Annotated in this window: 10 protein-coding genes and 1 pseudogene; 2 read left to right on the top strand and 9 right to left on the bottom strand. The window is 74.1% G+C overall.

The window, feature by feature from the left end; translation table 11 throughout:
* A pseudogene (locus ACIP37_RS37355) lies at positions 1 to 187 on the bottom strand (N-acetylglucosamine-6-phosphate deacetylase); the annotation flags it as partial.
* 172 nt (positions 188 to 359) lie between these two features.
* Between ACIP37_RS37355 and ACIP37_RS37350 the strand changes: the two are divergent.
* A complete protein-coding gene (locus ACIP37_RS37350) occupies positions 360 to 1,118 on the top strand; it encodes a DeoR/GlpR family DNA-binding transcription regulator (protein WP_363586284.1) in 759 nt (252 codons plus the stop codon).
* Positions 1,119 to 1,173: 55 nt separating this feature from the next.
* Here the strand turns inward: ACIP37_RS37350 and ACIP37_RS37345 are convergent, their stop codons facing one another.
* The 8 genes from ACIP37_RS37345 to ACIP37_RS37310 all read right to left on the bottom strand — a co-directional run bounded on the left by ACIP37_RS37345 (position 1,174) and on the right by ACIP37_RS37310 (position 10,459).
* A complete protein-coding gene (locus tag ACIP37_RS37345; RefSeq protein WP_363633010.1) occupies positions 1,174 to 2,094 on the bottom strand; it encodes a carbohydrate ABC transporter permease in 921 nt (306 codons plus the stop codon).
* Positions 2,091 to 3,047, bottom strand: coding sequence for a sugar ABC transporter permease (locus tag ACIP37_RS37340; RefSeq protein ID WP_363378430.1), 957 nt, complete (start codon positions 3,045 to 3,047; stop codon positions 2,091 to 2,093). Before ACIP37_RS37340 ends, ACIP37_RS37345 begins: the two co-directional genes overlap by 4 nt.
* A 121-nt stretch (positions 3,048 to 3,168) precedes the next feature.
* Positions 3,169 to 4,482, bottom strand: a complete 1,314-nt coding sequence (locus ACIP37_RS37335; RefSeq protein WP_400845382.1) for an extracellular solute-binding protein — start codon at positions 4,480 to 4,482, stop codon at positions 3,169 to 3,171.
* A gap of 435 nt (positions 4,483 to 4,917) precedes the next feature.
* Positions 4,918 to 6,699 carry a beta-galactosidase family protein gene (locus ACIP37_RS37330; protein WP_400845379.1) on the bottom strand — a complete coding sequence of 594 codons (1,782 nt, stop codon included), beginning with the start codon at positions 6,697 to 6,699 and terminating at the stop codon, positions 4,918 to 4,920.
* A 50-nt stretch (positions 6,700 to 6,749) separates the two neighbouring features.
* A complete protein-coding gene (locus ACIP37_RS37325; RefSeq protein WP_363378434.1) occupies positions 6,750 to 7,610 on the bottom strand; it encodes a class II fructose-bisphosphate aldolase in 861 nt (286 codons plus the stop codon).
* Between the two features lie 25 nt (positions 7,611 to 7,635).
* The gene (locus ACIP37_RS37320) at positions 7,636 to 8,586 is read right to left on the bottom strand and encodes a hexose kinase (RefSeq protein WP_363586280.1); all 951 of its coding nucleotides are present in this window, start codon (positions 8,584 to 8,586) and stop codon (positions 7,636 to 7,638) included.
* Positions 8,583 to 9,575, bottom strand: a complete 993-nt coding sequence (locus tag ACIP37_RS37315; RefSeq protein ID WP_400845374.1) for an ROK family protein — start codon at positions 9,573 to 9,575, stop codon at positions 8,583 to 8,585. Before ACIP37_RS37315 ends, ACIP37_RS37320 begins: the two co-directional genes overlap by 4 nt.
* A complete protein-coding gene (locus ACIP37_RS37310) occupies positions 9,572 to 10,459 on the bottom strand; it encodes an SIS domain-containing protein (protein ID WP_363586278.1) in 888 nt (295 codons plus the stop codon). The genes ACIP37_RS37315 and ACIP37_RS37310 overlap by 4 nt, the downstream gene beginning before the upstream one ends.
* Before the next feature lie 242 nt (positions 10,460 to 10,701).
* On the opposite strand from ACIP37_RS37310, the gene ACIP37_RS37305 reads away from it, so the two are divergent.
* Positions 10,702 to 12,951 carry an RICIN domain-containing protein gene (locus ACIP37_RS37305; protein ID WP_400845371.1) on the top strand — a complete coding sequence of 750 codons (2,250 nt, stop codon included), beginning with the start codon at positions 10,702 to 10,704 and terminating at the stop codon, positions 12,949 to 12,951.
* Positions 12,952 to 13,269: the final 318 nt, after the last annotated feature.

The raw sequence follows: 13,269 nt of genomic DNA, 5'->3' as shown, positions 1-13,269 counted from the left end.
CGTGCAGGTCGACGAAGCCGGGGACGACGGTGTACCCGGTCAGGTCGAGGTCGCCGGGCTCGCTCTCGCCTCCGAGGCCGGCGATCCGGTCGCCCTCGACGGCTAGGTGGCCGCCCTCGACGACGCCGCCGGGCAGGACCAGCCGGGCGCCGGCCAGTGCGGTACGGTCACGGTCCGCGGTGGTCACGCGGTCACCTCCGGCGCTGCTCCGGGCAGCCGTAGAACTGAGTGAAGTTGCTTGTTTCATCGCCATGATAGTCAGTTTCGAGCGGACGACCAGACCTGCGACCTGCTCGCCGAAATCAGTCCGACCCGGCGCCACCCAGGGGTTTGGCTCCGGACCGGGCTAGAATCGCGTCATGCTCAAAGCTGATCGCGCCACCCGGATCCTCTCGCACGTCACCGAAGCGGGGAGCGCCGATGTGCACGCGCTCGCCGAGCTCCTGGACGTCTCGACCGCGACCGTGCGCCGCGATCTCCAGGAGCTCCACGAGCAGGGGCTGCTGCACCGCACCCGGGGCGGCGCGGTGACCGGCTCGGTCAACCTCGAACTGCCGCTGCGCCACCGCGGCGAGAAGCAGCGGGAGGAGAAGCGCCGGATCGCCCTGGCCGCGGCCGAACTCGTGCCGGAGGGGGCGGTGGTGGGCCTCAGCGGCGGCACCACCACCAGCGAGCTCGCCCGGGTGCTCGCCGAGCGCACCGGCATCACCGTCGTGACCAACGCGGTGAACATCGCCGCCGACCTGATCGTCCGCCCCGAGGTGCGCCTCGTGGTGATCGGCGGCATCGCCCGCACGGCCAGCTACGAGCTGGTCGGTCCGGCCGCCGACCGGATGCTCTCGCAGTACCACCTGGACATCTCCTTCATCGGGGTCGACGGCCTGACGGCGCAGGAGGGCTGCACCACGCACGACGAGATGGAGGCCCAGACCGACCGGGCGTTCCTGCGCAGCAGCGCGCGCTCGGTCGTGCTGGCCGACAGCACCAAGGTCGGCAAGGTCACCTTCGCCCGGATCTGCCCGCTCTCCGACGTCCACGACCTGGTGACGGACGACGGCCTGACGGAGGCACAGCAGCGGGCCGTCACCGGCTGCGGCGTCCGGGTCCGGCGGGCCTGACCGCCGACGGGCCCCGGGGGTGGCCTGATCCACCGGCCACGCCCCGGGACCCGGTTCAGGCCTTGACGCCGCCCGCCGTCAGGTCGGTGCGCCAGAACCGCTGCAACAGCAGGAAGGCCACGACCAGCGGGACGACCGAGACCAACGAGCCCGTGACGACCAGGTTGTACGGGGTGTGGTCCCGCAGGCCGTTCCAGTAGTAGAGGCCGAGGTTGACCGGCCAGAGCTTCTGGTCGGAGAGCGTGACCAGCGGCAGGAAGAAGTTGTTCCAGATGGTGGTGAACTGGAACAGGAAGATGGTCACCAGCGCCGGCGAGAAGATCCGCAGGACCACCGTGAAGAAGATCCGGAACTCCCCCGCGCCGTCCATCCGGGCGGCCTCCAGGATCTCGTCCGGGACGGACGCGGCGGCGTAGATCCGGCTGAGGTAGACGCCGAACGGGCTGACCATGCTGGGCAGCAGGACCGCCCAGACGGTGTTGACCAGATGGGCCTTGGACAGCAGCAGGTAGACCGGCAGGGCGAGGAGCGGCGCGGGGACGAGCACCGCGGCGAGGATCGTGTTGAACACCGCCTCGCGGCCCCGGAACCGGTACTTGGTGAGCGCGTAGCCGGCCATCGCCGCGAGCAGGGTGGCGGCCGCGGCGCCGACGCCCGCGTACAGCACGGTGTTGAGGAGCCAGCGGAAGTAGAGCCCGCCGTTGGCGGTGGCCAGGTCGTGCAGGTTGTCGCCGAGGTGGAGGGTGGAGAACCAGAAACCGCCGCTGCCGAACAGGTCGCTGCTGCTCTTGGTGGAGGCCACCAGCAGCCACCAGGCGGGCAGCAGGAAGTAGGCGGAGAGCACGAACAGGACGGCCGTGCCGAGGACGTTGGGGCGCGGACGGCGGCCGGGGGCACCCAGTCGGGCGGGCCCGGCGGGGCGGCGGCGCGCCGGGCCCGCGGTCTCGGGGCGGCGGCGGAGGTCGGCGGTGCTCATGCGGTCACCCGGTTTCCGGTGATGCGCACCGAGAGGCGCAGGAAGGTGAAGGACAGGACGCAGGTGGCCAGGGCCAGCAGGACGGCGATGGCCGCGGCCTTGCCGTAGTCGTTGGTGCCGAACGCCGCGTTGTACGCCGCCATGTTGGGCGTGTAGTCGGCGGAGACGGTCGAGGCCAGCGAATGCAGGACCATCGGCTCGGTGAAGAGCTGGAGGGTGCCGATGATGGAGAAGATCCCGGTCAGCACCAGGGCGGGGGCCACCAGCGGGATCTTGATGTGCCAGGCGGTCCGCCAGGGGCCGGCGCCGTCGAGGTCGGCGGCCTCGTAGAGCTCGCTGGGGATGGCTTGCAGGGCGGAGAGGATGACCAGCATGTTGTAGCCGGTCCAGGTCCAGGTGACGATGTTGGCCATCGACCACAGGACGGTGCCGGAGGAGAGGAAGTCGGCGTCGATGCCGATGTCCCTCAGTCCGGCGACGAGCGGGCTGGTGCCGGGCAGGTAGAGGAACGCCCAGAGGATGGTGGCCACGACGCCCGGGATCGCGTACGGGAGGAAGTAGGCGAGCCGGAAGAACTTCCGCAGCCGGGTGCCCTTGGCGTCGATCAGCAGGGCGAGGCCGAGGGCCAGTCCGAGCATCACCGGGACCTGGACCACGCCGAAGAGCAGCACCCGGCCGACGCCCGCGAGGAACGAACCGTCGCCCAGGGCCGCGGTGTAGTTGTCGAGCCCCGCGAAGACCGTTCTGGCCGGGCCGAAGCCGAGGCCGGAGCGCTCCACGCGGTACAGGCTCTGCCAGAGCGCGTACCCGATGGGCAGCAGGAACAGGACGGTGAACAGCAGGCCGAAGGGGGCCAGGAAGCCGAGGGCCGCGCGGTTGCGGGACGGCGTCCGTCGTGCGGTGGCGGCCTTCGGGGCGGTGCGGCCCGGCGCCGCCGGGGTTGCTGCGCTCATCTGGGGTTCTCTCTCGTGCGGGCGGTGGTCGGTCCCTCGGGCGTGTCGGACGGGTCGGACGGGTCGGACGGGTCGGACGCGCCCGGGCCGGCGGACCGCGCGGGGTCCGCCGGCGAGCCGGTCAGCCGGCGGTGACCGTCAGCCCCTTGGACTTCATCGCGTCGACGGTCTTGTTCTGCACCGTGCCCAGCGCCCCCGTCAGGTCGCCGTGGGCGGCGACGGCCGCGCCGAAGGCGTCGGTGAGGTCGCTGGAGGTCTGGGTCATGGTCGGGCCCCAGCTCCACTTGGGGGCCTGCGCCGTCGCCTGCTTGAAGACGTCGAAGATCGGCTGGTTGCCGAAGTAGGCGCTCGGCTTCGCCAGTGCCGGCACCGACGTGCCGCTGGTGGAGGCGGGGTAGATGCCGGCCTTGTCCACGAGGGTGCCGACGGCGGCGGCGTCCGTGCTCATCCAGTTGGCGAAGCGCAGCGCAGCGGCGGTGTTCTTGCAGCCCTTGACCACCGCGGTGGACGAACCGCCGTCGTTGCCGACCGACTTGGCGCCGCCCTGCCACTGCGGCATCGGTGCGACCGCCCACTTGCCGGACGCCTGCGCCGCGTTCTGTTCGAGGATGGAGGAGAACCAGACCGGGCCGGGGTAGGCGGCGAGCGTGCCGTCCTGGAGGTCCTTGTAGAGGTCGGGGCTGAAGCCCTGCTCGGACTTGACCTGGCCCTGGTCGATCAGGCCCTGCCAGTACTTCGCGACCTTGGCGGTGGCCGGGTCGCTCGCGAGCGAGACCTTCCAGCCCTTGCTGTCGGTGCCGAACCAACTGCCGCCGGCCTGGGCGGACATGCCGGCGAACCACCACGGGTCGTCCGGGTTGAACACGCTCAGGTAGCCGTTGGGGTTGGCGGCGTGCACCTTGGCGGCGTCGGCGGCGAACTCCTCCCAGGTCGCCTGCGGCTTCAGACCGTACTGGGCGTACAGGTCGGTGCGGTAGTAGAGCGCCATCGGGCCCACGTCGACCGGGATGCCGTACACCTGGCCGCCGACCTTCACCGCGTTCCAGGCGCCGTCCCCGTACTGCGACTGGTACTGCCCGGCCTCGCCGCTGACGTCCTGGACGGCGCCCTCCACGACGAAGCTGGGCAGCGACTCGTAGCCGACCTGGGCCAGGCAGGGGGCGTTGCCGGCCTTGACGGCCGCGAAGATCTTGGCGTAGCCGCCCTTGCTGCCCGACACGATCTTCTCGAACTTGACCTTGGCGTCCGGGTGGGCCGCGTTGTACTGGGCCACCGCCTCCTCGTAGCCCGGCGCCCAGCCCCAGAACGTGACCTCGGCGGAGCCTCCGCCGCCCGAGGCGCCGTCACCGCCCGATCCGCAGGCCGCGATGCCGGTGAGCAGCGGCAGCGTGGCGGCGGCGGCCAGCAGGCGGGTGCGGATTCGTGTCTTCGCCATGAGGATCTCGTCCTTTACGTGTACTGGCCCTCGGCCATCGCGGCACGGCGTCGGGTGGACGGCGGCTGGCGCGAGCGGGTGCGGTGCGGTGGGGGTGGAGGTGGGGGTGCGGTGGGGGTCGGCAGGGGTGTCCGGGTTCCGGAGGTTCTGGGGCCGGCCGGGAGTGCCGCCGCGCGTCGGCGGCCTCCTCACCGGGCCGGCTCCGGGGCCGGATCCTGGTCCGGCTCCTGGCCCTGGCCCTGGCCCGGTCCGGGTGTCGGTGGTCGCGTGCCCATCGGACCACCCCCTGCTCTATGGTGCGCAGTTCGGATGAGTATTGCTCAATATCGAGCAGGTTCCTAGAGCTTCGGAGCACGAAGCGGTCTCGGTTTCGACACGGCCCGTCGCGCGGAGAGCCGGGCGGAGAGCCGGGCGACGGGCCGGGTGCACGGGGTGTCAGCCCAGGTCGGGCCGGGCCACCAGGTGCACGGCGGGTTCGCCGGACCGGTCGAGTTCGAGGACGGTGATCTCGTTCGTCCCGCTGCGCAGAACCGGCCAGGGCAGGTAGAGCGTGCACTGCGGTCCGCGGTCCCAGTAGCGGCCCAGCAGGAAGCCGTTGACCCAGACGTAGCCCTTGCCCCAGCCCGGCAGCGCCAGGTAGCCGTCGGCGGGCTCCGCGACCTCGAAGGCGCCGCGGTGGAAGGCCGCGCCGGGGCCGGCGGCCGGGGCGCCGGCCGTGCCCCAGGGGAGCCGGTCCGGCGTCCCGTCGGCCAGCGGCATCGGGTCGGCCGTCCACCCGTGCAGGTACTGCTGGGTGTGCAGGGCCCCGGCGATCCCCTTGCGGTCGCCGATCCCGGCGCCGTAGTTGACCCGGCCCATCGACTCGACCAGCAGCTCCAGCCGGGCACCGCCGCCGGGCACCGGGACGAGCAGGGGCTCGTGCTCGACGTCGCGTTCCAGGGTGGCGAGGTGGGTGCCGTCGACGCGGACGTGGGCCCGGTCGGCGAGCCCCTCGACGGTCAGCGGGTATTCCGCGCGCGGGCCGGGGATGGTGGTCCGGTAGCGGACGAGGCCGTGCGGGAGGCCGAGTTCCTCGAAGGAGAGCGGGACGGCGGAGCGGACCTCGCCGGTGGACAGGTGGTCCACCACGTCCGCCAGCGGCAGGGACCGGTCGAGCTCCACCCGGCACGCCGGCAGCGTGGCCGGGAGCTCCTCGGGCTCCGGCACCGGGCCGTCCGCGTACGCCGCCAGGACCTCGCGGAAGGCCCGGAACTTGGCCGTGGGGGCGCCTCGTTCGTCCAGCGGGGCGTCGTAGTCGTAGGAGGTCACGGTCGGCTGGTAGCCCCGGCCGGTGCGCGGATCGGCGGTGTTGGCGCCGGCCCAGGTGCCGAAGTTGGTGCCGCCGTGGGCCATGTAGAGGTTGACGGAGGCCCCGGCCGCCAGGATCTCGCGCAGGGCCGCGGCGGCGTCCTCGGCCGGGCGGGTGGTGTGCGGCTCCCCCCAGTGGTCGAACCAGCCGTTCCAGAACTCCATGCACATCGGCGGGTCCTGGGGGCGGTGGCCGCGCAGCTCGGCGAAGGCCTCGGTGGCGCGGCTGCCGAAGTTGACGGTGGCGAGGTGACCGGGCAGGGCGCCGCCGGTGAGGAAGAAGTCCTCCGGCCCGTCGGAGGTGCAGAGCGGGACGTCGATGCCGCGGGCGCGCAGGCCGTCGGCGAGGTGGGCGAGGTAGGCCCGGTCGGTGCCGTAGGAGCCGTACTCGTTCTCGATCTGGACCATCAGGACGTTTCCGCCGCGCGTGGTCTGGTGCGCCGCCAGGATCGGGATCAGCGTGTCGTACCAGCGGTCGACGTGGGCCAGGAAGCGCGGGTCGCTGGTGCGCAGCGGCAGGCCGCGGCCCGCCGCGCCCGGTTCGGCCAGGAGCCACCAGGGCAGGCCGCCGTTCTCCCACTCGGCGCAGATGTAGGGACTCGGGCGGACGATCGCGTGCAGTCCGGCGTCCGCGGCGGCCCGCAGGAAGGCCTCCAGGTCGGCGATGCCGGTGAAGTCGTACGCGCCGGGACGGGGCTCGTGCAGGTTCCAGGGGACGTACGTCTCCACGGTGTTGAGCCCCATCGCCCGCAGCATCCGCAGGTGGCGCGGCCACTGCCCGGGCAGGCTGCGGAAGTAGTGCAGGGCGCCGGAGAGAAGGCGCAGGGGGCGCCCGTCGAGCGTGAACCCGGTCCGGTCGATCTGGAGCATGAGTGGTCCTTGAGGGGGTGGTTCGGGGGACGGTGTCGGCCGGGGCGCGGTCATCCGGCGGTTCCCGCGACGACGGGCAGGAGCCGGCCGACGGCCTCGGTGATCGCCCCGCGGCCCGCGGCCAGGTACGCGCGGGGGTCGACGCCCCGCTCGTCCGCCGCCAGGTGGGACCGGACGGCGGTCGTCATGGCGATGCTCAGGGCGGTGCCGATGTTGACCTTGGCTATGCCGCCGTGGACGGCGCGGCGCAGTTCGTCGTCGGGGACCCCGGAGGAGCCGTGCAGGACGAGCGGGACGTCGAGGGCCGCGTGCAGGGCGGCGAGCAGGTCGTGGTCGAGCCTGGCGTCGCGGGAGGTCATCGCGTGGGAGCTGCCGACGGCGACGGCGAGGGCGTCCACGCCGGTCTCCTCGACGAAGCGCCGCGCTTCTTTGGGGTCGGTGCGGGCTCCCGGTGCGTGGGCGTCCAGCGGCCCCCGGCCGTCCTTGCCGCCGACCTCGCCGAGTTCGGCCTCCAGCCAGAGCCCGGCGCCGTGCGCCCAGACGGCGGCCTCGCGGGTGGCGGCGACGTTCTCCGCGTAGGGCAGGTGCGCGGCGTCGTACATCACCGAGCTGAACCCGCATTCGGCGGCCTGGCGGAGCAGGACGCCGGTCTTCACGTGGTCCAGGTGCAGCGCCACCGGGACGGTGCTCGGCTCGGCGCAGCGCACGGCGGCCGCGGCGAGCGGGGCCAGCCGCCCGCCGTGGAACCGCACCGCGTTCTCGCTCACCTGGAGGATCACCGCGGTGCCGGCGGTCTCGGCGGCGGAGACGACGGCCTCGACGTGCTCCAGGGTGATGACGTTGAAGGCGGCGACGGCGCCGTGCCGGGCCGCGGCCCGGGCGACGAGGCCGCCGGTGGCTGCCAGGGGCATGAACTCTCCTGTCGGGTGGGGCTGTTCAGTCGGAAGGGGCTGAGCCCGCGGAGGGTGCGGCCGGGGTGACCCGGACCAGCGGGAGGTGGCCGCGGTAGGCCTGCGGGTCGAACCGGCCGGCGTACGGGGCCTGGACGGCGGCGGCCGACAGGGCCACCGCGTGGGCCAGCGCCGCCGGCCACGGCGCACGGTCGGCGAGGGCCGCGGCCAGCGCCGCGACCGCCGCGTCCCCCGCGCCGGTCGGGTTCCCCCGCACGTCGGCCTCCGGGGGCAGGCGGGCCCACCAGCTGCCGTCCGGGGTGACGGCGAGGAGTCCGTCGGGGCCGAGCGAGGCGACCACCGCCCGGGCGCCGGCGTCGACGAGGGCGTGTGCCGCGCGGAGCGGGTCGGCGATGCCGGTGGCGCGGCGCAGTTCGACCGCGTTCGGCTTGACGGCCGTGGGCCCGGCCGCCAGTGCCCCGGTGAGCGCGGTGCCGTCGGCGTCCAGGACGACCGGCACGCCCTGCGCGTGGGCGAGGCGGACCAGGTCCGCGTAGGCGTCGCCCGGCAGGCCCGGCGGCAGGCTCCCGGACAGCACCAGGGCCCGGGCGGTGGGGAGCAGGCTGCGGACGGCGGTGCGCAGGGCCGTCCAGTCCTCGGCGGAGAGTTCCGGTCCGGGCTCGTTCAGCACGGTGGCGTCGACGGCGTCGACCACGGCGACAGTGCGCCGGGTCGACGTGCCGGCGGCGAGCGGAACGCCCAGGCAGGCGATGCCGGCCCGGTCGAGGTCGGCCCGCAGCACCGCGCCGGTGGGCCCGCCGAGCGGCAGGACGGCGGTGGTGGGCCGGCCGAGGCCGTGCAGGACCCGGGCCACGTTCACGCCCTTGCCGCCGGCCTGTTCGTGGACGGAGGCCACCCGGTGGCTGGTGTGCGGGCGCAGCGCCGGCACGCCGTAGGTGATGTCCAGGGCGGGGTTCGGGGTCACGGTGACGATCACGGCGCCGGGCTCCCTTCCGGGGCCGCGCGGCCGGCCGCCGCGTCCAGGGCGCGCAGTCCGGCGCCCAGGCAGCCGGCCCGGTCCCCGAGCGCGGCGGGCACCAGGCGCGGCGCGACCTGGATCCGGGCGCGGGCGGCCAGCGCGGCGGCCAGCGGGGCGAGCAGCAGGTCGCCGGACTCGGCGAGGCCCCCGCCCAGGACGACCAGCGGCGGGTCCAGCACCAGGACGACCGTCAGCAGGGCGTCGGCCAGGGCGTCGACCGCCTCCTGCCAGACGGCGCCGGCCGCCCGGTCCCCCTCGGCGGCCAGCCGCGCCACCTCCGGTGCGGGGGCCGGCCGGCCGGTGGCCTCGGTGTAGCGCCGCGCCACGGCGGCCGCCGAGGCGTAGGTCTCGGCGCAGCCCCGGGCCCCGCAGGCGCACGGTTCCCCGCCCGGGCGCACCACGAGGTGGCCGATCTCCCCGGCCCGGTGGTGCGCGCCGGGCAGGGCGCGGCCGCCGGTCATGACAGCGGCGGCGATGCTCGTGCCGACCGGGACGAACAGGAAGCGCTCCTCGCCGCGCCCGGCTCCGAGCCGGGCCTCGGCCACGCCGCCGGCGCGCACGTCGTGGGTGACGGCCACGGGCAGGCCGGTGCGCTCGGCGACGAGCTCCCGGAACGGGACGTCCCGCCAGCCGATCGTGGCGGAGTACACGCCCGTCCCCGTGGCCTCGTCGACGATGCCGGGAACGGCCAGGCCGACGGCGTCGACCTCCGCGCCCTGCCGCCCGGCCTCCCGCCGCACGTCCGCGACCAGGTCGACGACGGTGGCCACGACGGCCTCCGGGCCCCGTTCGCGCCCGGTGGCGCGCCGCACCTGGTGCCGGACGGCCGCCTCCCGGTCCAGCAGGGCTGCCTTGATGCCGGTGCCGCCGACGTCCACGGCGACGACCAGACGCCGGTCGGGCACGGGCTGACGCCGGCCGGTCGTGAGCCGAGGCTGATCGGTCATGAGTCGGCGAGCACCACGGACCGGGTCAGGTTGCGCGGCTGGTCCGGGTCCAGGCCCTTCGCGGCGGCCAGCGCGGCGGCCAGCCGGTGGACGCGCACCAGTTCCGCGAGCGGGTCGAGCCGGCCCTCGATCCAGCGGGCGCCGGTGCCCCGGACCTGCTCGGCCAGGCCCGCCGGTGCGGCGCCCAGCATCCAGGTGGCGGTGGACGGCGCGGCGATGCTGATCGGGCCGTGCCGGTACTCCATCGCCGGGTACGCCTCGCTCCAGGCGAGCGCGGCCTCGCGCAGCTTGAGGCCGGCCTCGTTCGCCAGCCCGACCGTCCAGCCGGTGCCGAGGAAGGTGAACTGGGTGCAGTCCACCAGGCCTTCGGGCAGCGGCTCCGCCAGGGCCGCCCGGCCGTCGGCCTCCACCGCCTCGGTGTGCAGGCCCAGGTGGGCCCGCAGCAGGGTGAGCGCCGTGGTGGCGAACCTGGTCTGCACCACGGACCGCTCGTCGGCGAAGTCCAGCACGGCGATGTCGTCGGCCGCGGTCATCACCGGCGTCCGCGGGTCGGCGGTGACGGCCGCGGTGCGGACCTTTCCGCGCACCCGCTCCAGCAGGGCCAGGACCTCGGTCGTGGTGCCGGAGCGGGTCAGCGCGATCACGCGGTCGTACGAGCGGACGCCCGGGAACTCGGAGGCGGCGAAGGCGTCCGTGACGCCCTGTCCGCTCGACTCCCGCATGGCGGCGTACGCCTGGCCCATGAACAGCGAGGTCCCGCAGCCGATCACCGCGACCCGTTCACCGGCTTCCGGCAGCGCCGTGCACTCCGCCGCGGCGACTTCCGCAGCGCGGCGCCAGCAGTCCGGCTGGCTGGCGATCTCGGCCTCGACATGGGTCGCCATCGGCCACCTCCATGAAATAGTTGCTGATACCTGCTTCTTTCTGGCCAGATTCAAGCATCTTCAAGCACTCCATGGAACCCGTCTGCGCAATTTGTTGCTCAGAGGTGTTGACAGTTGCGCGCAAGAGGGCCGGATACTGCATGCCATCGCCGGCCTCGGCGGTCGCGCCCCCAACGACGACCGGCGGGCCCGAGAAGCACCGCCCACCCCCGCCCCGACGGTGCAGCACCGAAGGAGACCTCGTGTCCGCCCCACCCCGCAGAGCACTCGCCGCCGTCCTCGCCCCCGCGCTCCTGGCGCTGAGCGCGGGCCTCGCCCCGTCCGCGTCAGCCGCCCCGGCCGGCGCCCCGGCCGGCGCCCCGTCAACCGCCCCGTACACCGTGAGCGTCGGCAAGCCGGTCGGCTACGCCCACCCCACCGACACCCCCGCCGTCCCGTACACCGACAAGGACGGCACCTTCTACTTCCAGCAGTCCGCCGCGCTCTACGGCGCGAACGACCCGCGGTACTGGGACTTCTTCACCGGCACGGACTTCGACTCCGCCACCCGGTCGAGCGCGCTCAGCAACGCCGTCAACCCCGCCAACCCCCAGGACCGCAACAACGACACCACCTGGCGCTGCAACAACAGCCCCACCGGCCTGACCTCGACCTCCGCGCCCGCCGGGTCGGGCTACGCCCAGAAGAACTACTGCGACCTCTCCGGCATCTGGGTCGACCCGGACACCGGCGACTGGTACGGGCTGGTGCACAACGAGTTCACCCCGCAACCCTTCGGCGACGGCCTCCACTTCGACGCCATCGACTACGCCGTCTCCAGCGACCAGGGCCGGACGTGGACCATCAAGGACCACGCCATCACCTCGCCCTACAGCACCCAGCGGGGCGACACCGCGGCCTTCCCGAACCAGACCTTCGACTACGGGGACGGCGACCAACGCCTCTTCGTCGACACGGCCTCGGGCTACTTCTACGTCTTCTACGGCTCGCGGATCGTCGACAAGGGCGGCAGCTGGAAGGCCTTCCACGAACACGTGGCCCGGGCCCCGATCGCCGCCAAGATGGCACCCGACTCGTGGCAGAAGTGGTACGACGGCGCGTGGTCGCAGCCCGGCACCGGCGGCCAGGAGAGCAACCTGGTGCCCGCCGACTCCGCGCACCCCACCGGCTACACCCCGGTCGCCGACGAGTACGACCCGGCGAACACCGGCACCGTGGCCCAGCAGGTCGCCGCCGGCACGATGCCCCCCACCTCACCGCTGTTCGTCATGGACATCACCTACAACGCCTACCTCGGGCTGTACATCGCCGAGCCGCAGGCCGTCGACCAGAGCGGCTCGGCGCCCCAGCAGTACTACGCCACCGCCGACCTCGCCAGCCAGAAGTGGGTGCCGATCGGCGACACCGGCGGCTACCACACCGCGTCCTGGTACCGCTGGTTCCTCGACAGCGCCAACCGCACCAACAGCACCGTCGTCGGCAGGACCTTCCGCTCGTACTGCGCCTTCGGCTGCTCCAACGGCGCGTCCGGCGAGTACGTGGACGTGACGATCAACGGCTCCGCGCCCGCCGCTCCCCCCGTCGACCCCGGCAGGAACTACCGGATCGGCAACGCCGACGGCCGGCTCCTCGCCCAGGTCGCCGGCGGCCCGGCCACCACCTCGCTGGCCGCCGGCACCGGCTCCGACCTGGAGGCCTGGAGCTTCACCACCAACGGCGACGGCTCCTACCGGATCGCCAACGCCGCCACCGGCCGCCTGCTCGGCGTCGACTCCACCGCCACCGCCGGCCGCGCCTGGGGCGCCCGCCCCACCGCCACCGCCGCCGGCCCGGGCGGGCCCACCGTCGGCCAGCAGTGGTTCGTCATCCCCGGGAAGTCCGCCGACGGAACCGCCACCGGCACGTTCAAGCTGGTCAACCGCTACAGCGGACTCGTCCTCGGCCTCTCCTCCACCAACAGCCGGTCCACCGAGACCACCCCCACCCGCAGCTGGGCCGACACCACCGGCAACCCCGTCGGCGGCACCCGCGGCCCCGGCGAGCAGACCCTCACCCTGACCGCCACCGGCACCGCGCCCAACCCCCCGTTGGACGGCACCCACACCCTGACCGCCGCCGGCAAGGCCCTCGACGACCCCGGCCACTCCACCGCCCAGGGCACCCAACTGGTCACCTGGGCCCCCAACGGCGGCCCGAACCAGACCTGGATGTTCACCCGGCAGGCGGACGGCAGCTACCAGATCGCCAACGGCGAGTCGCACCTGTGCATGGACGTCGACGGCGGTTCCACCTCCGCCGGCGCCAAGGTGATCCAGTGGGCCTGCACCGGCGGCGGCAACCAGCGCTGGCAGCTCACCCCGGCCGCCGGCGGCTACCGGATCACCTCCCAGAAGAGCGGCCTGCTCCTCACCACCGCGTCCACCGCCGACGGCGCCCGGACCACCCAACAGCCCGACACCGGCTCGCAACTCCAGGTCTGGACCGTCAACTGACCACCCGCCCCTAACCCCGGCCGGGAGCCGGGGCCGGGCACGCCGGCCCCGCACCTTCCGCTACCGCCCGGCAGCACCCAATATCCCTTCCCCCTCGGTTAGTTGGCGAGAATCGGCCAGTGCGGAGGCGGGCCCGTTGACCTCCGGGCCGCTGGGCGTTTGGCTCTCCCCAACCAGTTGCGCGGGCGGGGGCCCCCCCCCCCGGGGCCCCCCCCCCCCCCCCCGCCCCCCCCCCCGGGGCCCCCCCCCCCCCACCCCCCCCCCCCCCCGGCCCCCCGGCCCGCCCCCGCGCCCCCCCCCCCCCCACCGCCGCCCCCC

This window comes from Kitasatospora sp. NPDC088861 (genome assembly GCF_044750105.1).
GTDB lineage: Bacteria > Actinomycetota > Actinomycetes > Streptomycetales > Streptomycetaceae > Kitasatospora.
This window is presented reverse-complemented; position numbering and strand designations above follow the sequence as displayed.